Source organism: Methylobacterium radiodurans (assembly GCF_003173735.1).
In the GTDB taxonomy this organism is placed as follows: domain Bacteria; phylum Pseudomonadota; class Alphaproteobacteria; order Rhizobiales; family Beijerinckiaceae; genus Methylobacterium; species Methylobacterium radiodurans.
In genome coordinates, this window is the sequence record NZ_CP029551.1 from 1,876,683 (window position 1) to 1,899,742 (window position 23,060).

Below are 23,060 nucleotides of genomic sequence, written 5' to 3' on the forward strand. Positions count from 1 at the left end.
GAAACATCGGAGATCCGGGCATGAAGCTCGATCAGGTCGCCAGGAGCCTTCTCCTGAAGGAGTTCGTGTCGGGGTTCGTCCTCGCCATGAAGTACTTCTTCAAGCCGAAGGCGACGATCAACTATCCCTTCGAGATGGGCCATCGCGGCCCGCGCTTCCGGGGCGAGCACGCGCTGCGCCGCTACCCCAACGGCGAGGAGCGCTGCATCGCCTGCAAGCTCTGCGAGGCGATCTGCCCGGCCCAGGCCATCACGATCGAGGCGGGCCCGCGCCGCAACGACGGCACGCGGCGCACCACGCGCTACGACATCGACATGGTGAAGTGCATCTACTGCGGCATGTGCCAGGAGGCCTGCCCGGTGGACGCCATCGTCGAGGGGCCGAACTTCGAGTTCTCGGTCGAGACCCGCGAGGAGCTGCTCTACGACAAGCAGAAGCTCCTGCTGAACGGCGACCGCTGGGAGCGCGAGATCGCGCGCAACATCGCGATGGACGCTCCCTACCGCTGACAGGGACAAGCGTCTCCCGCGCCTTGTGCGGCGGGGACCCCGGTTCTATAGGACGGCCAGCCCGCGCTGGCCGTGTCCATCCACGAGGCAGAAGGGGCCGCCCCGCGCGGCCGATCCTGACAAGCGCATGACCGCACCAGCCGCCTTCTTCTACCTGTTCGCGGGGGTCGCCATCGCCTCCGGGTTCATGGTGATCGCCTCACGAAACCCCGTGGCGTCGGTCCTGTTCCTGATCCTGGCCTTCGTGAACGCCGCAGGCCTCTTCGTCCTGATGGGCGCCGAGTTCCTGGCGATGATCCTCGTGGTCGTCTATGTCGGCGCCGTCGCGGTGCTGTTCCTCTTCGTCGTGATGATGCTCGACGTGGACTTCGCCGAGTTGCGCCAGGGCTTTCAGCAATACCTGCCGGTGGGCGCGCTGATCGGGGTGATCTTCCTGATCGAGATCCTGCTGGTGGTAGGCTCCTGGACCATCGACCCAGGCCTCGTCCAGACGCCGCTCGGCAACCCGGCCGCGACCGAGAACCTGACGAACACCGCCGCGCTCGGCCGGGTGCTCTACACGGAATACGTCTACTTCTTCCAGCTCGCCGGCCTGATCCTGCTCGTCGCGATGATCGGCGCCATCGTGCTGACGCTGCGCGACCGCCCCGGCGTGAAGCGCCAGAACATCTCCGTGCAGAACGCCCGCACGCAGGCCATGGCCGTGGAGAACCGCAAGGTCCCCTCGCGCCAGGGCGTCGAGGTCTGAGGGAGAAGGGCAGCACCATGATCGGCCTGAGCCACTACCTCACCGTCGCGGCGATCCTGTTCACGCTCGGCGTGCTCGGCATCTTCATCAACCGCAAGAACATCATCGTGATCCTGATGTCCGTCGAGCTGATCCTGCTCGCGGTGAACATCAACCTCGTGGCGTTCTCGACGCATCTCAACGACATCACCGGCCAGGTCTTCGCGCTCTTCGTGCTGACCGTGGCCGCTGCCGAGGCCGCCATCGGTCTTGCCATCCTGGTGGTGTTCTTCCGCAACCGCGGCTCCATCGCGGTCGAGGACGTGAGCATGATGAAGGGCTAGAGGCGGCTAGAGCCGCTTCGGCGGCCGGAGCCCCGCCTCGCCCTGACCTGAAACCCGTGGGCCGCGGCAGATGCCGCGCGCCTGAAGGCCGGACTGCACGAGAACGATGTATCACGCGATCGTCTTCTTCCCGCTCATCGGCGCGCTCGTCGCCGGGCTGTTCGGCCGCTCCATCGGCGCGCGGGCGAGCGAGTACGTCACCACCGCCTGCCTCGCCTTCGCGGCGCTCCTGTCCTGGGGCGTCTTCATCGAGGGCGGCGAGGCCGTGCGCGTGCAGGTCGCGACCTGGTTCACGGCCGGCGACCTCACGGTCGACTGGGCCTTCCGGATCGACACGCTGACCCGGGTGATGCTGGTCGTCGTCACCTCGGTCTCGACGCTCGTGCACCTCTACTCCATCGGCTACATGCACGAGGATCCGCACCGGCCGCGGTTCTTCGCCTACCTGTCGCTCTTCACCTTCGCCATGCTGATGCTGGTGACGGCCGACAACCTCGTTCAGATGTTCTTCGGCTGGGAGGGCGTCGGCCTCGCCTCCTACCTGCTGATCGGCTTCTGGTACGAGAAGCCCTCGGCGAACGCGGCGGCCATGAAGGCCTTCATCGTCAACCGTGTCGGCGATTTCGGCTTCTCGCTCGGCATCTTCCTCGTCTTCGTCCTGTTCGGCGCGGTCGGTTTCGACGGCATCTTTCCGCGGGTGAATGAGTTCAAGGACGCGACCTTCCACTTCCTGGGCTACGACTGGCACGCGCTGACGCTCGCGTGCCTGCTCCTGTTCATGGGTGCGATGGGCAAGTCGGCGCAGTTCCTGCTGCACACCTGGCTGCCGGACGCGATGGAGGGCCCGACCCCGGTCTCGGCGCTTATCCACGCCGCCACCATGGTCACCGCGGGCGTCTTCATGGTCGCGAGGCTCTCGCCGCTCTTCGAGTTGGCCCCCAACGCCCTCATCGTTGTCACGGTGATCGGCGGCATCACGGCCTTCTTCGCCGCCACCGTCGGCCTCGTGCAGAACGACATCAAGCGCGTGATCGCCTACTCGACCTGCTCGCAGCTCGGCTACATGTTCGTCGCGCTCGGCGTCGGCGCCTACGCGGCGGGCGTGTTCCACCTCTTCACGCACGCCTTCTTCAAGGCGCTGCTGTTCCTCGGCGCCGGCTCGGTCATCCACGCGATGCACCACGAGCAGGACATGCGGAACATGGGGGCGCTCCGTCCCTACATCCCCTTCACCACCGCCATGATGGCGATCGGCACGCTCGCGCTGATCGGCTTCCCGTTCACCGCCGGCTACTACTCGAAGGACGCCATCATCGAGGCGGCCTACATGTCGACCCGGCCCGGGCACACGCTGGCCTTCTTCGCCACCGTGATCGCGGCCTTCTTCACCTCGTTCTACTCCTGGCGCCTGTTCTTCATGACCTTCGAGGGCCCGGCCCGCTGGGTTCATCACGGCGCCCACGGTCATGACGACCACCACGCCGATCCTCACGCCCCGGCCGTCGCTCATTCCGCGACCGCCCATCAGGCGGACGGCGCGCCCGGCCACCACGAGGGTGTCGCCCACGACGACAAGGGCCACGACGTCGAGCCGGCCTCTCACTCGGCCGTGGAGCACCACGACCAAGCGCCCCATACCCCGCACGAGAGCCCGCTCGTGATGACGATCCCGCTCGCGGTGCTCGCCTTCGGCGCGCTCTTCGCCGGCCTGATCTTCAAGAACCGGTTCATCGGCGACGGCATGGACGCCTTCTGGGGCCACGCCCTGGCGCACGGGCCCGACAACCACATCATGCACGACATCCACAACGTGCCGCGCTGGGTCGCCCTGTCGCCCTTCGTGATGATGCTCGCCGGCTTCGTCGTGGCCTTCTGGATGTATATCCGCCGGCCCGAGCTCCCGCATAAGCTCGCCGAGCAGCAGCCCTCGCTGTACCGTTTCCTGCTCAACAAGTGGTACTTCGACGAGCTCTACGACCGGATCTTCGTGCGTCCGGCCAAGGGCTTCGGCATCTTCCTCTGGAAGCAGGTGGACGGCCGCGCCATCGACGGCGCCGGGCCGGACGGCATCGCCGCCCGGGTGATCGACGTGACCCGCGGCGTCGTCCGCTTCCAGACCGGCTACGTCTACCACTACGCCTTCGTCATGCTGATCGGCGTCGCCGGCCTGATCAGCTGGTACATGATGACCGGTCTCCCCAAGGGTGCGCACTGATGTTCGGCCTCGGCATCCTCTCCGGCCTGCTGATCGTCCCGCTCTGCGGCGCCGCCTTCATCCTCACGCTGAACGGCGACGAGGCCAGCGTGAAGCGCAACGCCCGCTGGGCGGCGCTCGCCACCACGATCATCACGTTCCTGCTCTCGCTGGTTGCCTGGGGCCGCTACGACGCTTCCTCGCCGAGCTTCCAGCTGGTCGAGAACCACGCTTGGCTGGCCGAGAACATCCGCTTCAAGCTGGGGCTCGACGGCTTCTCGATGCCGCTCATGCTGCTCACGACCTTCCTGATGCCGTTCTGCATCGGCGCGTCGTGGCACTCCATCGACACCCGCGTGAAGGAGTACTTCGTCGCCTTCCTCGTCCTCGAGACGACGATGATCGGCGTGTTCTGCGCGCTTGATCTGGTGCTGTTCTACCTGTTCTTCGAGGCAGGCCTGATCCCGATGTTCCTCATCATCGGCATCTGGGGCGGAAAGCGGCGCATCTACGCGAGCTTCAAGTTCTTCCTCTACACGCTGCTGGGCTCCGTGCTGATGCTGCTAGCCATCATGGCGATGTACTGGCACGCCGGCACGACCGACATCCCGACCCTGCTGCAGACCCGCTTCCCGGCGCAGATGCAGACCTGGCTCTGGCTCGCCTTTTTCGCCTCCTTCGCGGTGAAGATGCCGATGTGGCCGGTCCATACCTGGCTCCCCGATGCCCACGTCGAGGCGCCGACCGCGGGCTCGGTCATCCTGGCCGGCATCCTGCTGAAGATGGGCGGCTACGGCTTCATCCGGATCTCGCTGCCGATGCTGCCGATCGCCAGCCAGGAGTTCGCGCCGCTGGTCTTCGCCCTCTCGGTTATCGCGATCATCTTCACCTCGCTCACCGCGATGATGCAGACCGACATCAAGAAGCTGATCGCCTACTCCTCGGTGGCGCATATGGGCTTCGTGACGCTCGGCCTGTTCACGCTGAACGAGCAGGGCATCCAGGGCGCGCTGTTCCTGATGATCTCGCACGGCATCGTCTCGGGCGCGCTCTTCCTCGGCGTCGGCGTGGTCTACGACCGGATGCACACCCGCGAGATCGCGGCCTATGGCGGCCTCGTGAAGCGGATGCCGCTCTACGCTGTGGCCATGATGGTCTTCACCATGGCCAATGTCGGACTGCCGGGCACCTCCGGCTTCGTCGGGGAGTTCCTGGCCATGATGGGCGCCTTCAAGGCCAACCCCACGGTCGCCTTCTTCTCGGTCTTCGGCATCATCCTGTCGGCCGGCTACGCGCTCTGGCTCTACGCCCGGGTGATCTACGGGAAGCTGGAGAAGCCCAACCTCCAGGGCATCCTCGATCTCGACAACCGCGAGAAGCTGATCCTGGCCCCGCTCGTCTTCCTGACGATCTACTACGGCGTGCACCCGGCCCCGATCCTCGACACCTTCGCGCCCTCCACGGAGGCCCTGATGACGGGCATCCGCTCCGCCCTCTCGACCACGCAGACCGCGGCCAACGTGCTGCCGCTGGCGCGCTGAGATTCAGAGATGCCGACAGTCCACTCCGTGCTCCCCACGCTCGCCCCGCTCCTGCCTGAGATCATCCTCAGCGCCGGCGTGATGGTGCTGATCCTCTACGGCGCCTTCCGGGGCGAGAAATCCGTCGAGGGCGTCAATGTCGGCGCGCTCCTCCTGCTGATGCTCGCCTTCTTCGTGGTGGTCTCTCAGGCGCCGGGCGTGAAGGTGACGACGCTGTCGGGCTCCTTCATCCAGGACGGGTTCTCCAAGGTGATGAAGGCGCTGGTCCTCTTGGGCTCGGCCGCCACCATCCTGCTCTCGCGCGACTACTTCCAGCGCGAACGCATCGATCGGTTCGAGTTCCCGATCCTCGTCGTGCTCTCCACCATCGGCATGATGGTGATGGTCTCGGCCAACGACCTGATCGCGCTCTATCTCGGCCTTGAGCTGCAGTCGCTCGCCCTCTACGTCATCGCCTCGTTCCACCGCGACGACCTGAAGTCGACTGAGGCCGGCCTCAAGTACTTCGTGCTCGGAGCGCTCTCGTCGGGCATGCTGCTCTACGGCTCGTCGCTGATCTACGGCTTCACCGGCACCGTCTCGTTTCCGGGCATCGTCTCGGCGCTGAACGAGGCCAATGCCGGCTTCGGCATCGTGCTCGGCATCGTGTTCGTGGCAGCCGCGGTCGCCTTCAAGATGTCGGCCGTGCCGTTCCACATGTGGACGCCGGACGTCTACGAGGGCGCGCCGACGCCGGTGACCGCCTTCTTCTCGTCCGCGCCCAAGATGGCGGCCGTCGCCATGACGGTGCGCATCTTCATCGGCGCGCTGCCGGACGTGACCGCGATCTGGCAGCAGATCATCGTCTTCATCTCGATCGCCTCGATGGCGCTCGGCTCCTTCGCGGCGATCGGCCAGCGCAGCATCAAGCGCCTGATGGCCTACTCGTCGATCGGCAATATCGGCTACGCGCTGATCGGGCTGGCCGCCGGGACCGAGGCCGGCATCTTCGGCGTGGTGATCTACATGATCATCTACCTCGCCATGACGCTCGGCGCCTTCGCGATCATCCTGTCCCTGCGCCGTCGCGACGAGATGTTCGACACGATCGAGGACCTGTCGGGCCTCTCCCGGACCCATCCGTGGCTGGCCTTCCTGCTCGCCATGATCATGTTCTCGCTCGCCGGCATCCCGCCGCTGGCTGGGTTCTTCGGCAAGTTCTACGTCTTCGCCGCCGCCATTGAGGCGAAGCTCTTCACCCTCGCGGTGATCGGCGTGATGACGAGCGTGGTCGGCGCCTACTACTACCTGCGCATCGTCAAGATCATGTATTTCGACGAGCCGAAGGCGCCCTACGAGGCCATGGCCCCTGGCCTGCGCATCGTGCTTGCCCTGTCGAGCGTCGTGGTGATCCTGTTCTTCGTGCTGCCGGCGCCCCTTCGCGGTGCGGCCGAGGCGGCGGCGAGGTCGCTGTTCTGACGCGCACGGGCTACCGCCTGGGCGCAGCCGCCCGGGCCGACGGACACCGCCTCCACGTTCACGAGCGCCTCGCCTCGACGAACGCGGAGGCGTTGGCGCTTGCGCGCGCCGGGGAGACGGGCCCGCTCTGGATCGCGGCGCGCGTCCAGGAGGCCGGTCGGGGCCGCCGCGGCAATGCCTGGGCTTCGCTTCCCGGCAACCTCGCGGCGAGCGTGCTCTGGCCAGCCTCCGGCATCGATCCGGAGCGCCTCGCGACCCTCGGCTTCGTGGCGGGCATCGCGCTGGCGGAGGCGCTGGAGGCGGCCTGCGGCACCGCGCCGGACTGTGAACCGGGCGCCGCGGACCGATCTTTCCGTCTGAAGTGGCCGAACGACGTTCTGTGCGGTAAGGCCAAGTTGGCCGGCATCCTGCTGGAGGCCGAGACGCTGCTGGGCGGGCGCCGCGCAGTGGTGATCGGCTTCGGAGTCAACGTCATCGGCGTGCCGGAGGCGTTCGCCGACCGGGCTGCCTCGCTTCAGGGCGCGGGATACGCGACCGACGCGGAGACGGTGCTGGAACATCTGGCGGACCGCTTGGCCGGCGCCGCGCGCGCCTGGGATGGCGGGCGCGGGTTCAACGGGATTCGCGAGCGTTGGCTCGCACGCGCGGCGGGGCTGGGTCAGCCCATCGCGGTCCGCACCGGCACGGAGACCGTGCGCGGGCGGTTCGATGAGATCGATGAGGGGGGACGGCTCATCATGTCGGCCCCGGACGGTGCGCGCCGGCTCGTGACGGCTGGCGAGGTGCATTTTGGAACGGCCGCAACGGCGGCGTGAGGTTGGACGAACGATGACGACGAAACAGGACGAGCTCGTCTTCCTGCCGCTCGGCGGGGTGGGCGAGATCGGGATGAACGCGGCGCTTTACGGCTTCGGGCCGGAGAAGGGGCGCAAGTGGATCATGGTCGATTGCGGCATGGGCTTCGCGGGCGAGGAGGCGATGCCCGGCATCGACCTGATGTTCCCGGACCTCAGCTTCATCGAGGAGCGCCGCAAGGATCTGCTCGGGATCTTCATCACCCACGCGCACGAGGACCATATCGGGGCGATCAGCGAATTGTGGCCACGCCTCAAGGTGCCGGTCTACGCCACGCGCTTCGCCAAGAACCTGCTGGAGACCCGCCGCCTCGGCGAGCCGGGCGCTCCGAAGGTCGAGCTGCGCGAGGTGAAGCCCGGTAAGCGGGTGACGGTCGGTCCTTTCGATCTCGAATTCGTTCCCGTCTCGCACTCGATCCCCGAATCGAACGCTATCGCGATCCGCACCGCCGCGGGTCTCGTGGTGCACACGGGCGACTGGAAGATCGACCCGACGCCGGTCGCGGGCTCGGTCACCTCGCCCGAAGCGTTCAAGGCGCTCGGCGACGAGGGCATCCTGGCGCTCGTCTGCGACTCCACCAACGTCGTGCGCGAGGGTTTCTCGCCGTCCGAGGCCGAGGTCGCGCAGACCATGCGCAAGCTCATCGCCGAGGCGCCGCACCGGGTCGCGGTGACGACCTTCGCGTCGAACGTCGCCCGCATCCGCGCCGTCGCCGAGGCTGCCCAGGCCTGCGGCCGCGAGGTGATCGCGGTCGGCCGCGCAATGGACCGGGTCATCGACGTCGCCCGCGAGTGCGGCTACCTCGACGGCCTGCCGGACTTCCGCCGCGCCGATTCGTGGAAGAGCCTGCCGCGCGAGAAGGTCGTGGCGCTGCTCACCGGCTCGCAGGGCGAGCCCCGCGCCGCGCTCGCCCGCGTCTCCCGCCGCGACCATCCCGACATCCAGCTCGCCGGCGGCGACCGGGTGATCTTCTCCTCGCGCGCCATCCCCGGCAACGAGCGCGACGTCGGCTCCATCATCAACGACCTGATCGAGCAGGGCGTCGAGGTGATCACTGACCGCACCGAACTCGTCCACGTCTCCGGCCACCCGCGCCGGGACGAGATGGTCGAGATGTATGCCTGGACCCGGCCCGGCACCGCGATCCCGGTCCACGGCGAGGCGCTCCACCTCGACGAGCACGCCCGCTTCGCCCGCGCGCAGGGCGTGCAGAACGTGGTGAAGGCCCGCAACGGCAGCCTGGTCCGCCTCGCGCCCGGCAAGCCGGAGGTGATCACCCACGTCAAGGCCGGCCGCCTGTTCAAGGACGGCAACGTGCTGATCGACGACAAGGACCGGGCGATTCCCGAGCGGCGGAAGCTCGCTCAGGCCGGCCTCGTCTCGGTCGCCATCGCCATCGATGAGGACGGGGTGGTGCTGGGCGAGCCCGCCATCGACATCATCGGCCTGCCGAACCGCGGCCGCACCGGCGAGCCGCTGATCGAGGCGGTGGTCGACGCGGTCACCGACACCCTGGCCGGGCTGTCGAAGGGCAAGCTGAAGGACTCGGAAGGCGTCGAGAAGACCGTGGACCGGGCCGTCCGGACCGCGGTCAACGAGGCCTGGGGCAAGAAGCCCGCCTGCCACGTGCAGGTGGTCGAGGTCTGAGGCGATACCTGCCTGGCGCACGCCCTCCCTCGCAGATGGGGAGGGCGTACGCGTTGTGTGAAGGCGGCGGCTTCCATAGGGAGATAGGATCCGCCTCCTCACGGGTGGAGGCAACGAGATCACACGGAGGAAACGATGATCGGCCGTCTCAATCACGTGGCCATCGCGGTGCGCGACCTCGATGCCGCCTGCGCGGTCTATCGCGACACGCTCGGCGCCACCGTGCAGCCGCCGCTGCCCCAGCCCGAGCACGGTGTCACCGTGGTCTTCGTGGAACTCCCCAACAGCAAGATCGAGCTGATGTCGCCGCTGGGCGAGGATTCCCCCATCGCCGCCTTCGTCGAGCGCAATCCGGGCGGGGGCATCCACCACGTCTGCTACGAGGTGGACGACATCCTGGCTGCCCGCGACAAGCTGAAGGCGGAAGGGGCCCGCGTGCTCGGCACCGGCGAGCCGAAGATCGGCGCCCACGGCAAGCCGGTTCTCTTCCTCCACCCGAAGGACTTCCTCGGCACGCTGGTCGAGCTGGAGCAGGTCTGAGGCGTGGGCGGTTTCCTCGCACAGGTGGCGCGGTCGACGGGGCGCACGCTCGCCCTCGTCGTCGTGCTCGTCGCGGCGTTCGTCGCCGCGGCGGTCGCTCTGTTCAAGCTGACGATCGTGGGCGCCACCGCGCTCTACTTCGTGGTCTGGTGGACGCTGCTCTTCGCGATCCTGCCGATCCGCAACCAGCCCGAGACCCGACCCGAGCACATCGTGCAGGGCCAGGATCCCGGCGCGCCCGCGGCGCCGCGTCTGCGCGAGAAGGCGGTCTGGACCACGCTGTTCGCCGGCGCGGTCTTCCTCGCGGCGCTCGCGATCTTTCCGCTCGCCGGGTTGTAGGCAAGCCCGGCACAAGCCGGACCGTCCAGAGTCCGAGGGTCGCAGGCAGTCTCTGCACAAAACAAAAAAGCAAGGCCCGAGGCCTTGCTTTTCGAAGAGCGTAGATGGGTCGACCTTGATTGACCTACGCATTGCCTGCGCGGCGGTCGGTTTTTCCTCCCGAGACTCGGACCCTGCGCCACCTCTGCCGGGCGTCGCAAACATCGCGAGAGCGCTTATAGGAACAACAGTTCGTGCTGTCACGCCCCTTGGGGGCGAAAAGTGCTGTTTTTTGCCACAGCCGGGAACGAACCATCGCCGGCTGCCCGCACGGTGTGAAAAGCGCGCGGCGCCGGGGAAGGTGTAGGGTCCGTCCAACGCTTGTGTTTTCCCGAGGCAATGTGTTGTGTGCGCTCGGCGCGGAACGCTCCCGCCGCGCCCGTTGAAGTCCGGACCGCGATCGGATCGCCATGCGTCTCTCCCGCTATTTCCTGCCCACCCTGCGCGAGACGCCCAAGGAGGCCGAGATCGTCTCGCACCGCCTGATGCTGCGCGCCGGTCTGATCCGCCAGGAGGCCGCGGGCATCTACGCGTGGCTGCCGCTGGGCCTGCGTGTGCTGAACCGGGTCTGCGCGGTGATCCGCGAGGAGCAGGACCGGGCCGGCGCCGTCGAGCTCTTGATGCCGACCGTGCAGTCGGCCGACCTCTGGCGGGAATCCGGACGCTACGACGCCTACGGCAAGGAGATGCTGCGCATCAAGGACCGGCACGACCGCGACATCCTGTACGGTCCGACCGCCGAGGAGGTGGTGACCGAGATCTTCCGGGCGAGCGTGCGCTCCTACAAGGACCTGCCGAAGAACCTCTACCAGATCTCGTGGAAGTTCCGCGACGAGGTGCGCCCGCGCTTCGGCACGATGCGCTCGCGCGAGTTCCTGATGAAGGACGCCTACTCCTTCGACTTCGACCAAGCCGGCGCCCGCCACGCCTACAACCGGATGTTCGTGGCCTATCTGCGCACCTTCGCGGGCCTCGGCCTCAAGGCGATCCCCATGCGCGCCGACACCGGGCCGATCGGCGGCGATCTCAGCCACGAGTTCATCATTCTGGCCAAGACCGGCGAGAGCGAGGTCTTCTGCGACCGTGCCTATCTCGACTTTCCGATTCCGCCGGCCAACACCGATTTCGAGGACGTGGCGGCGCTGCAGGGCATCGTCGATGCCTGGACCTCGCACTACGCCGCCACCGACGAGATGCACGAGGCCGACGCCTTCGCGGAGGTGCCGGAGGCCGATCGCCTCGCCGCCCGCGGCATCGAGGTCGGGCACATCTTCTACTTCGGCACGAAGTACTCCGAGCCGATGGGCGCCAAGGTGGCGGGTCCGGACGGCATCGAGCGGCCGGTCCATATGGGCTCCTACGGCATCGGCCCGAGCCGGCTGGTCGCCGCGATCGTCGAGGCGAGCCACGACGAGGGCGGCATCATCTGGCCGGACGCGGTGGCGCCCTTCGACGTCGCACTGATCAACCTGAAGGTGGGCGACGCCGCGACCGACGCCGCCTGCGCCGAGATCCAGGCGCAGCTCGAGGCCGCCAACCTCACGGTGCTCTACGACGACCGCGACGAGCGCCCCGGCGCCAAGTTCGCCACCGCCGACCTGATCGGCCTGCCCTGGCAGGTCGTGGTCGGGCCGAAAGGTCTCGCCGAGGGCAAGATCGAGTTGAAGCGCCGGGCGGGCGGCGAGCGCGAGACGGTCGCGCCCGTCGATCTCGTCAGCCGCATCCGGCGGATCTGAAGGCGCGCGATGGCCGGCAGCGCGACGCAAACGGGCGGGCGGACCGCGCGGCTCGCCGCCCTCCTGGGGCGCGCCGGCTCGACCGCCCCCTTCTCGGCCTTCGAGTGGATCATCGCGGGCCGGTATCTCCGGGCCCGTCGCCGCGGCGGCGGCGTCTCGGTGGTGGCCTTCTTCTCGGTGCTCGGCATCGCGCTGGGCGTCGCCACCCTGATCATCGTGCTCTCGGTGATGAACGGCTTCCGCTCCGAGTTGATGTCGAAGATCATCGGCATCAACGGGCACGTCTTCGCGACACCCATCGACCGCACCTTCACCGATTACGAGGACCTGTCCGAGCGGCTCGCGAAGGTTGCGGGCGTTCGTGCCGCGATCCCGCTCGTCGAGGGGCAGGCCTTTGCCTCCTCGCCCTACGGCGGCAGCGGCGTGCTGGTGCGGGGCGTGCGCGGCGCGGATCTCGACGGCATGGCGGCGATCTCGAAATCGCTGCGCGGTGGCACGCTCGAAGGGTTCGACGACGGCACCGGCGTGATCATCGGCCGGCGGCTCGCGGACGCGCTCGGCCTGCAACCTGGCGATAATATCACCCTCTCCACCCCGAAGGGCTCGACCACGCCCTTCGGCACGGCGCCGCGCACCAAGAGCTACGCCGTCAAGGCGGTGTTCGAGATCGGCATGACCGAGTTCGACTCGACCTTCGTGTTCATGCCGCTCACCGAGTCCCAGGCCTTCTTCAACAAGGAGGGCGACGTCTCGATGATCGAGATCTACATCGATCATCCGGACGAGGTCGGCGCCATGCGCGAGCCGCTGGAACTTGCCGCCGAGCGCCCGATCCTGCTCACCGACTGGCGCCAGCGCAACCGCACCTTCTTCGGCGCGCTCGAAGTCGAGCGCAACGTGATGTTCCTGATCCTCAGCCTGATCGTGGTGGTGGCGACGCTCAACATCGTCTCCGGCCTGATCCTGCTGGTGCGCGACAAGTCGAGCGACATCGCGATCCTGCGCACCATGGGGGCGACGCCCGGCACGGTGATGCGGGTCTTCCTGATCAACGGCGCGCTGATCGGGCTCGTCGGCACCCTCTCGGGGCTGGTGCTCGGTGTCGTCATCACGCTCAACATCAAGCCGATCCAGCGCGTCCTCTTCCCTGGCGCCTGGGATCCGACCGTGCGCTTCCTGGCCGAGATCCCGGCCGAGATGAACTCGGGCGAGATCACGGTCGTGGTCATCACGGCCTTTCTGCTGTCGCTCGCCGCGACGCTGTACCCCTCCTGGCGCGCGGCCCGGCTCGATCCGGTGCAGGCGCTGCGCTACGGCTGAGACCCGGACTGGCCCCATGAGCACCGACGCCCCCGGCACCCCGCCGGTGCCGGCCCTATTCTTCGCCCGCGTGGAGCGGCGCTACCCTCAGGCCGAGGGTGCGCTGGAGATCCTGCGAGGCGCCGATCTCGCCATCTGGCCGGGTGAGCTTGTCGCGCTCGTGGCGCCGTCTGGCGCCGGCAAATCGACGCTCCTGCACCTCGCGGGGCTGCTGGAGCGCCCGGATGGCGGCGAGGTCTATGTCGGCGGCCAACCGACTGCCGCGATGAGCGATTCCGAGCGCACCCGGTTCCGGCGCGAGGAGATGGGCTTCGTCTACCAGTTCCACCATCTCCTGCCGGAGTTCTCGGCGCTGGAGAACGTGGTGATGCCCCAGCTCATCCGGGGCCTGAAGCGGGCCGAGGCGAAGGCGCGCGCCGCCGAGCTTCTTGGCTTCCTCGGTCTGAAGGACCGGCTGCCGCATCGCCCGGCGGAGCTCTCCGGCGGCGAGCAGCAGCGCGTCGCCATCGCACGCGCGGTCGCCAACGGCCCGCGCCTGTTGCTGGCCGACGAGCCCACCGGCAATCTAGACCCGCAGACCGCCGACCACGTCTTCGGCATCCTGCTCGCCCTGGTGCGCGCCTCGGGGCTCGCGGCGCTCATCGCCACCCACAACATGGATCTGGCCGCCCGCATGGACCGCCGGGTGACGATCCGGGACGGGCTGATCCACCAGCTGGATTGAGGCCGTGCCGGGGAGGTCTCCGGCAGCCCGCGCGGCCGGATAGGCACGAAAGTTCCGCCCAGTGCTAGATCCGGCAACTTTCTGCCGGACGGCGGCGCATCACCAAAAGTATTTGTCGCTCGACAACCCCTTCATGTCACTGTTCGCGACAGGCCGATCAAGCAGCGCGATGGGCTCTCTGGTCGGCCTGAAGTTCGAACAAGTATAAGAACACGGTGCTAAACCCACGCTTTCTGTGCATGAGTGGCCTGCGCCGGCGCACGATTGAGCGCGCACGGGTCCGGCGCTTATCTCGGGATGCACACGCTGTTTTCCCCGAGACAACCACATGGACCATCCGGTCGCGTCTCCCAAGCGCTCCTCCGCGGCCGGCGGCTGGGGCGCCCTGAAGTCCTGCGGCAAGCACCTCCTCGGCAGCCGCGCGCCGCTGTCGGGCGCCCGCGCCATGCTCAAGGCCAACCAGCCGGACGGGTTCGACTGCCCGGGCTGCGCCTGGGGCGACCCGGAGCACGGATCCTCCTTCGAATTCTGCGAGAACGGCGTGAAGGCGGTCTCCTGGGAGGCGACCGACAAGCGCACGCCGCCGGCCTTCTTCGCCCGCCACACCGTCGCAGAACTCCGCGGCTGGACCGACTATGCGCTGGAGGGCGAGGGCCGCCTCACCCATCCGATGCGCTACGATGCTGCCAGCGACCGCTACCTGCCGGTCTCCTGGGACGAGGCCTTCGCGGAGATCGGACAGGAGCTCAACGCGCTCGCCAATCCGGACCAGGCCGAGTTCTACACCTCGGGCCGGGCCTCCAACGAGGCAGCCTACGTCTACCAGCTCTTCGCCCGGCTCTACGGCACCAACAACTTCCCCGACTGCTCGAACATGTGCCACGAGGCGAGCGGCATCGCGCTCACCCAGGCCATCGGCGTCGGCAAGGGCACGGTGACGCTGGAGGATTTCGAGCGCGCCGACGCGATCTTCGTGGTGGGGCAGAACCCTGGCACCAACCATCCGCGCATGCTGGGCGACCTGCGCCGGGCCGCCGAGCGCGGCGCCCGCGTGGTGGTGCTCAATCCCGTGCGCGAGCGCGGCCTGGAGCGCTTCGCCGACCCGCAGAACACCGTCGAGATGCTGCGGGGCGCGAGCCGCCCGATCGCCAGCCACTACCTGCAACCGCGGCTCGGCGGCGACATGGCGGCCTTCCGCGGCATGGCGAAGGCGATCTTCGCGGCCGACGACGCGGCGCTCGCCGCGGGCCGCCCCTCGCTCCTCGACCGGGCGTTCCTGGCCAAGCACACCGCCGGGCTCGAAGCGTGGCGCGCGGCCGTCGACGCGACGAGCTGGGAGGCCATCCTCGACCAGTCCGGCCTCTCGCGCGCGGACATCGAGGCGATGGCCGAGGTCTATCTCGGCGCCGACAAGGTCATCGCCACCTGGGCGATGGGCGTGACGCAGCACCGCCACTCGGTCGCGACGATCCGCGAGATCGCCAACGTTCTGTTCCTGCGAGGCCATATCGGGCGGCCGGGCGCCGGCCTCTGCCCGGTGCGCGGCCACTCGAACGTGCAGGGCGACCGCACGGTCGGCATCAACGAGAAGCCGCCGGCCGCCCTCCTCGACGCGCTGGAGCGCGAGTTCCACTTCGAGGCCCCGCGCCGGCACGGCCACAACGTGCTGGCAGCGATCGGCGCGATGCTCGACGGCTCGGCCAAGGCCTTCATCGGGTTAGGGGGCAACTTCGCCCGCGCGACGCCGGACTCCGCCCTCGTCGTGAAGGCGCTGACCTCCTGCCGGCTGACCGTGCACATCGCGACGAAGCTCAACCACTCGCACCTCGTGCCGGGCGCGGTCGCCTACATCCTGCCCTGCCTCGGCCGCACCGAGATCGACCGCAACAGCCGCGGCAAGACCCAGATCGTGACCGTCGAGGATTCGATGAGCATGGTCCACGGCTCGGGCGGCATCAACAAGCCGGCCTCGCCGCAGCTGCGCTCGGAGGTGGCGATCATCAGTGGGATCGCCGCCGCGACCGTGGGCTCGGACCGGGTCGACTGGGCCGCGCTCGCCGACGACCACGACCGGATCCGCGAGCTGATCGAGCGCACGATCCCGGGCTTTGCGGGCTACAACACCCGGGTCCGCCGGCCGCGCGGATTCATGCTGCGCAATCTCGCGGCGGAGCGCGTCTTCGAGACCCCGGCCGGAAAGGCCACCTTCTCGGACGACGCCCTGCCCGAGGCCACCGAGCACCAGCGGGCGGCCGGCACGGGGGACACCTTCGTGCTGCAGACGTTCCGCAGCCACGACCAGTACAACACGACCGTCTACGGCTTGGACGACCGTTACCGCGGCGTCTACGGCGAGCGGCGCGTGGTGTTCGCACATCCGGAGGATCTCGCCGAGATCCGCGCCCGGCTGGGCGACCGGGTCGACATCCGGGGCACGCACCAGGACGGCGTCGAGCGGGTGGCGGAGGATTTCCGCCTTGTGCCCTTCGACATGCCGCGCGGCGCGCTCGCCGGCTACTACCCGGAGCTGAACGTGCTGGTGCCGCTCTCGACCTTCGGGGCGCAGAGCGACACGCCGACCTCGAAGTCGGTCCTCGTCACCCTCCACGCATGCACAGACGCACGGACACACGCATGACGGAAGTTGAGTTCATCGGCACGGTCGAGGAGCTGCAGCAGCGCCGCCCCGACCTCTCGCGGCTGGAGGCGGGCCTGCTCGCCGCGCCCCATCTCGGCCTCTCGCCCGACACCCGCAGCTTCGCCCGGGTCTTCGACGTGGCCCACGCCCATGTGTTGCGCGCCCTCACGCGCCTGGACGAGGCCGGCCTCGTGGCCGTGACCGAGCGCGACCCGCGCACCCAGCGCGCCCACTTCGCCCCGACCGACGAGGCCCGCACGCTCTTCGCGCAGGCGGCCTGAGCCGGGACACCGGCGGCGCGGGCGACCCGTGCCGCCGACTTCCCGGAGACATCCCCGTCCGAGAATTCCTTGCCTGCCTACGACGCCGCGCGCAGGCCCGGCACCACCAGCATCTCTTCCGCCGTGTCGCAGGCCCGCGCAATGTGATCCGGGTCCGCGCGCATCCGCTCGCGCACGGCCGCGCAGGCGCGCTGGACTGCCGGGTCGCGGATGAGCTGGTCAAGCAGGCGCGCGGCCGGGGCGGGGCGAAAGGCGCGCCGGCTCAGCATCGCGCCGAGACCGAGTTCGGTGAGCCGGCGCCCCTCGTCGAAATGATCGAAGGCCACCGGCACCACGAGTTGCGGGATGCCGGCGGCGAGCGCCTGCGCCACGGTGCCGATGCCGCCATGATGCACGAGCGCCGCGCAGCGCGGCAGCAGCGCCCCGAAGGGCGCGTAGGGCAGGTGAATAAGGTTCGGCGGCAAATTCTGGGGCACCTGCCCGGCCTGGGGCGCCAGCAGCACGCCGCGCCGCCCCATCGTCCGGCACAGCTCCACCGCCGTCGCGAAGAAGCGCCCCCCGTGCCGCATGGCCGAGCCGTAGGTGAAGACGATGGGCGGCTCGCCCGCGTCGAGGAAGGCTGCCAGCTCCGGCGCGATCTCGGCCGCGTCGCCGAACTGGTCGACCAGCGGGAAGCCGATCTGGACCGCCTGGGCAGGCCAGTCCCGTTGCGGCGGCGTGAACCAATCAGGGAACATCAGCAGCATCCGGGTCGGGCTGTTCCACCAGTGCCGGAGCCGGTGCACCGGCCCGAGGCCGAGCCGGGCCCGCAGGGCGTTCAGCGGCGGCAGCGCCACCGGACCGATCGCGTAGGCGTCCGCGCCCATGCCGAGCCAGTGCCGGACCCGGCCCGAGAGGAAGCGCGGAAGCGGCAGGCCGGGGAGGCGCGGCGGGGCGATCCGGCTCTCGATCAGGAACGGCATCACCTGCAGCGTCGCCATCGGCAGGTCGTAGAGGTCCTGCGCGAGCCGGGCGCCGAGCGCCAGCGGCGAGGCGATCACCACCCCGCCGCGCTCGCGCGACCAGCTCGCCCCGAGCCAGAGCAGCGTGGTCTCGGTGAGCGAGGAGACGTAGTCGAACAGCGGCCGCACCCCCCGGCGCGGGTGCCAGAGGTCGGGCGCGCGGATCAGCGCCTCGTAGTCGGCCGCCGTCCCGAGCGGCTGGAACGGCAGGCCGGCGCGCCGGGCCAGCGCCTCGAACGGTGCGGGCGCCGCCAGCGCGACGCCGTGGCCGCGCCGCGCCATCTCGGCGCCGAGCGCAATAAAAGGCAGCACGTCCCCGTGCGTACCGACGGCCACCAGGAAGAATTCCATCCTGGTGGAAACACGATCGCGTGGAATTGCCGGGCTCCCGGGCCATTTCTGCTCGAAGCCGGGCGATCTAGCAGCCGACGATGCTTCTGCAATGTGTCCATAGATCGCGTAGTACGAACGCGCATCGCTGCGTTGCACGCGCGGTGTGCGCTTCGACACATCGGAACGGGATTTTAGGATCTGCTAACCGTAAGACCAGACAGCCGAACCGCGCCGCTTTACTTGGAACATAAAGGGAACAATAGTCGCCTTGTTCCTGTCCTGTTCTTAAGGGGTGCGGCAGATGCTGAAGCGGATGATCCTCACCGGCATGGCGGAGTTCATGGCGTTCGGGCTCCTGTCGGTCGCGCTTGCGGCCTGGGGTGTAGCCTTGGCGCCGGTAAATTAGCGCCGCGTTGCGCGGACGCCTTTTGTTCCCTTGCTCGCGCGTTGCCCACAGGAAAGGGGCGCGGATCGCCGGTATGACGTTCGCGGCAGGGCCGGATCACGCGGCCGGGTGCCGAGAACCGTGGATATCCCCGCCGGTGCGGCGAAGCGGTGACAGACTCGCCCCACGCCTCTCGGCGATCCTGTCCGGCCACGAACAAGGTCGGTCATGGCGCGTCAGCTCAAGGAGGTGGGTTACGTCCACCTCCACGTTCACTCGTCCTATTCCCTGTTGGAAGGTGCGCTGAAGGTCGGCGACCTCGTCAAGGCGGCGGCGGCCGACCGGCAGCCGGCGCTCGCGCTCACCGACACCAACAACCTGTTCGGCGCGCTAGAATTCTCCGAGAAGGCGGCGGGCTCCGGCATCCAGCCCATCGCCGGCATGCAACTCGCCGTCGCCTTCGAACAGGCTGACCCACTCGGGCGGAGCCGGGTGGAGCCCGCCAACATCGTGCTCCTGGCCCAGGACGAGGCCGGCTACGGCAACCTGCTACGGCTCGCCTCCCGGGCCTATTTCGACAACGCGCTCGGCGAGGCGGCGCGGGTGCGGGCCGAGGCGCTCGCCGATTCGGCCGGGGGGCTCATCGCGCTCACGGGCGGCCCCACCGGCCCCCTCGACACCGCGATCCGGGCCGGGCAACCCGAGCGCGCGCGGGCGCGCCTCGCCGCCCTCAAGGTCGCCTTCGGCCCGGACAACCTCTACGTCGAGATCCAGCGCCACGGCCTGCCGGACGAGCGCCGGGTCGAGGACGCGCTGATCGACCTCGCCGACGCCGAGGGACTCTCGCTCGTCGCGGCCAACGAGCCCTTCTTCGCCAAGCCCGACGATTTCGACGCCCACGACGCGCTCCTGGCCATCGCGGAGGGCCGCGTGGTCTCGGACGAGCGCCGCCGCCGGCTGACCCCGACCCACGGCTTCAAGACCCGGGCCGAGATGGCCGAGCTGTTCCGCGACCTGCCGGACGCGCTCCAGGCGACCGTCGAGATCGCGATGCGCTGCGCCTACCGGGTCCGCACCCGCAAGCCGATCCTGCCGAACTTCGGCAGCGTCGCCGAGGAAGGGCTCGCCGAGAGCCAGGAGGCGCAAGGTGCCGCGCTCGCGGCGGAATCGACAGCGGCGGTCGCCGAGGCGATCTCGGACGACGAGCCGACCGAGCTGCGCCGCCAGGCCGAGGCCGGGCTGGAGGCGCGGCTGGAGAAGCACGGGCCGGCGCCCGGCTTCACGCCCGAGCAGTACCGCGACCGCCTCGCCTTCGAGCTCGACGTCATCGTCAAGATGAAGTTCCCGGGCTACTTCCTGATCGTCTCGGACTTCATCAAGTGGGCCAAGGCCCACGACATCCCGGTCGGGCCCGGCCGCGGCTCGGGCGCGGGCTCGCTCGTGGCGTGGTCGCTCCTGATCACCGACCTCGATCCGCTGCGCTTCGGCCTGCTCTTCGAGCGCTTCCTCAACCCCGAGCGCGTCTCGATGCCGGATTTCGACATCGACTTCTGCGTCGAGGGCCGCGAGCGCGTGATCCAGTACGTGCAGCGCCGCTACGGCGAGCGGCAGGTCGCGCAGATCATCACCTTCGGTACGCTCTTGGCCCGCGGCGTGCTGCGCGACGTCGGCCGCGTGCTGGAGATGCCCTACGGGCAGGTCGACAAGCTGACCAAGCTCGTGCCCCAGAATCCCGCCAACCCCGTGACGCTGGCGCAAGCGATCGAGGGCGAGCCGAAGCTCCAGGCGGCGATCGAGGAAGAGCCCGTCGTCGCCCGCCTGATGGCGCACGCCCGCAAGCTCGAGGGCCTGCACCGCCACGCCTCGACCCACGCGGCCGGCGTGGTGATCGGCGACCGGCCGCTGGAACAGCTGGTGCCGCTCTACCGAGACCCGAAGACCGGCATGCGGGTGACCCAGTTTAACATGAAATGGGTCGAGCAGGCGGGACTGGTGAAGTTCGACTTCCTGGGCCTGAAGACCCTGACGATGCTCAGGTGCTGCACCGACCTCCTGAAGCAGCGCGGCATCGACATCGACCTGGCCGCCCTGCCGCTCGACGACCCGAACACCTACGGGCCGATGGGCCGGGGCGAGACGGTCGGCGTGTTCCAGGTGGAATCGGCCGGCATGCGCAAGGCGCTCTGCGAGATGCAGTGCGACCGCCTGGAGGACATCATCGCCCTGGTGGCCCTCTACCGGCCGGGCCCGATGGCCAACATCCCGGTCTACTGCGAGCGCAAGCTCGGGCGCGATGCCGGCAACGAGGCGAACTGGTATCCGCACCCGATGCTGGAGCCGATGCTGAAGGAGACCTTCGGCATCATCGTCTACCAGGAGCAGGTGATGGAGATCGCCAAGGTGCTCGCGGGCTATACGCTCGGCGAGGCCGACATGCTCCGCCGCGCCATGGGCAAGAAGATCCGCGCCGAGATGGACGCGCAGCGCGAGCGCTTCGTGAAGGGCTGCACCGCCAACGGGCTGACCAAGGCCAAGGCCGACGAGATCTTCGACCTGCTCGCCAAGTTCGCCGATTACGGCTTCAACAAGAGTCACGCGGCGGCCTACGCTCTGCTGACCTACCAGACCGCCTACCTGAAGGCGAACCATCCGGTCGAGTTCCTCGCCGCCGCGATGACCCTCGACATCGACAACACCGACAAGCTCGCCGAATTCCGCCAGGACGCGCAGCGCCTGAAGATCCCGGTCGATCCGCCCTCGATCAACACCTCGGGCGAGGTGTTCGAGGTGCATGACGGGCGCATCCGCTACGCGCTCGCGGCGATCAAGGGCGTCGGCCGCGAGGCGGTGCGCGCGATCATCCAGGCGCGGGGCGACCGGCCGTTCAAGGACCTCGCCTGCCTCGCGCGGCGCCTCAACCCGCGCATGGTGAACAAGCGGGTGCTGGAGAGCCTCGTCCAGGCGGGCGCCCTCGACTGCATCGAGCCCGACCGCGCCCGCGCCTTCGCGGCAATCGAGCCGATGATGAAGCTGGCGCAGGGTGCGGTGGAGGCCGAGTCGACCGGCATCACCGACATGTTCGGCGGCGTCGTCTCGGACACGGTCTCGCTGCGCATCCCCCCGCATGAGCTCTGGCCGATGGCGGACAAGCTGAAGCGGGAATATGCCGCGATCGGCTTCTTCGTCTCGGGCCATCCGCTCGACGAGTACGGCGACCTGCTCGGCAAGCTGCGGGTCCAGAGCTGGGCCGATTTCTGCCGCGCGGTCCGCTCGGGGACCACCAGCGTCGGGCGCGTGGCGGCCTCAGTGCTCGACCGCTCGGAGCGGCGCACCAAGACCGGCAACAAGCTCGGTATCGTCACGCTCTCCGACCAGACCGGCCATTTCGAGGCGATCATCTTCTCGGAGGGCCTCGGGCACTACCGGGAGATCTTGGAGCCCGGAAAGCCGCTGGTTCTGCAGCTCCAGGCGAACCTGGAGGGCGAGGACGTGCGCGCCCGCATCATGACCGCCGAGCCGCTCGACGCGGCGGTCGCCCGCTACCAGAAGGGGATGCGGATCTACCTGCGCGACGAGCGCCCGATCCAGACCGTGCAGCAGCGGCTGGCGCACCGCGGAGAGGGCGAGGTCTCGCTGATCCTGATGCTCGACGGCGCCCGCGAGGTCGAAGTGCGCCTGCCCGGCAAGTATCAGGCGACGCCGGCCATCGCGGGCGCGCTCAGGGCGGTGCCGGGGGTGGTCCAGGTCGAGGTGAACTGAGGGGGGTCAGGGGCCGCTGAGGCACGGCGTCAGCGCCGTGCGCAGGGCCCCGGTCTCGGCTTCGGGCACCGTCACGGTCGCGACGAGCGGGGCGTCGCCCTTGCGCGGGCTCCCCTGCGTCCAGACCAGCCGCGCCCCGGGCTCGACCAGGGCGACGGCGATCCCGTTGGCCGGCGTCTCGCCGCGCCGCGCCGGCTCCACGGTCAGCTGGAAGCTCGTCGCGGGCTCCGCCGCGACCGCGCCGCTGGCGCGCGCGCGGGCGGTGCGCACGCCGCCGGCGCCGACGACCCGGAACTCGCTCAGCATCGCGGTGCTGCCGCTCGGGCCCTCGAGCCCGGAGAAGTCGAAGACCGGCTCCAGATCCGCGAAGCCCGGCACGGTCAGGTCGAGCGAGACCGCGCGGGTTTTGGGCTCGCAGGCGACCCGCAGCGCCACCTCCCGGCGGAGCGCGCCGACGGTCGCGCTGCCCGCGAGATCGACCGAGGCCGCCTGGGCGGACGCTGGTATGAGGGCGAGCAGCGCGAAGGCGTATCCTGGGCGCATTCGTGAACCTCGTCGTGTCGGCCCGACGCGGGGCCCCATGTGGTTTACTCGGGTCGAGCCGCAGGGCCCCCCCTCTCCCCGCAAGCGGGGAGAGGGATGGGCGTCTCCCGGAGCGATCAATCGGCAGCGAACCCGCGGGCGGCCATC

General features: G+C 69.0%; 18 protein-coding genes. 16 read left to right on the top strand and 2 right to left on the bottom strand.

All coding sequences use genetic code 11. From position 1 onward, the window contains the following. Positions 1-20 precede the first annotated feature (20 nt). From nuoI to DK427_RS08680, 15 genes are all read left to right on the top strand, one after another. Positions 21-509, top strand: a complete 489-nt coding sequence (gene nuoI, locus DK427_RS08610) for an NADH-quinone oxidoreductase subunit NuoI (protein WP_066921602.1) — start codon at positions 21-23, stop codon at positions 507-509. A 127-nt stretch (positions 510-636) separates the two neighbouring features. Further along, a complete protein-coding gene (locus DK427_RS08615; protein ID WP_109950915.1) occupies positions 637-1,257 on the top strand; it encodes an NADH-quinone oxidoreductase subunit J in 621 nt (206 codons plus the stop codon). 17 nt (positions 1,258-1,274) lie between these two features. Next, on the top strand, positions 1,275-1,580 hold the full coding sequence (gene nuoK, locus DK427_RS08620) for an NADH-quinone oxidoreductase subunit NuoK (protein WP_066921598.1): 306 nt from the start codon (positions 1,275-1,277) through the stop codon (positions 1,578-1,580). 106 nt (positions 1,581-1,686) lie between these two features. Next, positions 1,687-3,795 carry an NADH-quinone oxidoreductase subunit L gene (gene nuoL, locus DK427_RS08625; protein ID WP_109950916.1) on the top strand — a complete coding sequence of 703 codons (2,109 nt, stop codon included), beginning with the start codon at positions 1,687-1,689 and terminating at the stop codon, positions 3,793-3,795. After that, a complete protein-coding gene (locus tag DK427_RS08630) occupies positions 3,795-5,315 on the top strand; it encodes an NADH-quinone oxidoreductase subunit M (protein ID WP_109950917.1) in 1,521 nt (506 codons plus the stop codon). The genes nuoL and DK427_RS08630 overlap by 1 nt, the downstream gene beginning before the upstream one ends. Before the next feature lie 9 nt (positions 5,316-5,324). Beyond that, positions 5,325-6,773 carry an NADH-quinone oxidoreductase subunit NuoN gene (gene nuoN, locus DK427_RS08635; protein WP_109950918.1) on the top strand — a complete coding sequence of 483 codons (1,449 nt, stop codon included), beginning with the start codon at positions 5,325-5,327 and terminating at the stop codon, positions 6,771-6,773. Continuing rightward, a complete protein-coding gene (locus DK427_RS08640; RefSeq protein WP_109950919.1) occupies positions 6,770-7,588 on the top strand; it encodes a biotin--[acetyl-CoA-carboxylase] ligase in 819 nt (272 codons plus the stop codon). Before nuoN ends, DK427_RS08640 begins: the two co-directional genes overlap by 4 nt. Before the next feature lie 13 nt (positions 7,589-7,601). Continuing rightward, a complete protein-coding gene (locus DK427_RS08645) occupies positions 7,602-9,275 on the top strand; it encodes a ribonuclease J (protein ID WP_109950920.1) in 1,674 nt (557 codons plus the stop codon). Between the two features lie 135 nt (positions 9,276-9,410). Further along, positions 9,411-9,815, top strand: coding sequence for a methylmalonyl-CoA epimerase (gene mce / locus DK427_RS08650; protein ID WP_109950921.1), 405 nt, complete (start codon positions 9,411-9,413; stop codon positions 9,813-9,815). A gap of 3 nt (positions 9,816-9,818) precedes the next feature. Further along, the gene (locus DK427_RS08655; protein ID WP_109950922.1) at positions 9,819-10,154 is read left to right on the top strand and encodes a DUF1467 family protein; all 336 of its coding nucleotides are present in this window, start codon (positions 9,819-9,821) and stop codon (positions 10,152-10,154) included. A gap of 449 nt (positions 10,155-10,603) precedes the next feature. Continuing rightward, positions 10,604-11,929: a proline--tRNA ligase gene (proS, locus tag DK427_RS08660; RefSeq protein WP_109950923.1), complete on the top strand. Its 1,326-nt coding sequence runs from the start codon at positions 10,604-10,606 to the stop codon at positions 11,927-11,929. 9 nt (positions 11,930-11,938) lie between these two features. Beyond that, complete coding sequence (locus DK427_RS08665; RefSeq protein WP_109950924.1) at positions 11,939-13,249, top strand: lipoprotein-releasing ABC transporter permease subunit; 1,311 nt, start codon at positions 11,939-11,941, stop codon at positions 13,247-13,249. Between the two features lie 16 nt (positions 13,250-13,265). Then, entirely contained in the window at positions 13,266-13,973 is a 708-nt protein-coding gene (locus DK427_RS08670; RefSeq protein ID WP_109950925.1) for an ABC transporter ATP-binding protein, read from the top strand. A gap of 328 nt (positions 13,974-14,301) precedes the next feature. Next, complete coding sequence (locus DK427_RS08675) at positions 14,302-16,611, top strand: FdhF/YdeP family oxidoreductase (protein WP_109950926.1); 2,310 nt, start codon at positions 14,302-14,304, stop codon at positions 16,609-16,611. After that, on the top strand, positions 16,608-16,892 hold the full coding sequence (locus tag DK427_RS08680; protein ID WP_109950927.1) for a hypothetical protein: 285 nt from the start codon (positions 16,608-16,610) through the stop codon (positions 16,890-16,892). The genes DK427_RS08675 and DK427_RS08680 overlap by 4 nt, the downstream gene beginning before the upstream one ends. Before the next feature lie 77 nt (positions 16,893-16,969). On the opposite strand, the gene DK427_RS08685 is transcribed toward DK427_RS08680, so the two are convergent. After that, entirely contained in the window at positions 16,970-18,244 is a 1,275-nt protein-coding gene (locus tag DK427_RS08685; RefSeq protein WP_109950928.1) for a glycosyltransferase, read from the bottom strand. A gap of 595 nt (positions 18,245-18,839) precedes the next feature. Between DK427_RS08685 and dnaE the strand changes: the two genes are divergently transcribed. Next, positions 18,840-22,370: a DNA polymerase III subunit alpha gene (gene dnaE, locus DK427_RS08690; protein WP_109950929.1), complete on the top strand. Its 3,531-nt coding sequence runs from the start codon at positions 18,840-18,842 to the stop codon at positions 22,368-22,370. 6 nt (positions 22,371-22,376) lie between these two features. Here dnaE and DK427_RS08695 read toward each other — a convergent pair whose 3' ends face one another. After that, the gene (locus DK427_RS08695; RefSeq protein ID WP_109950930.1) at positions 22,377-22,913 is read right to left on the bottom strand and encodes a hypothetical protein; all 537 of its coding nucleotides are present in this window, start codon (positions 22,911-22,913) and stop codon (positions 22,377-22,379) included. Between the last annotated feature and the right edge of the window lie 147 nt (positions 22,914-23,060).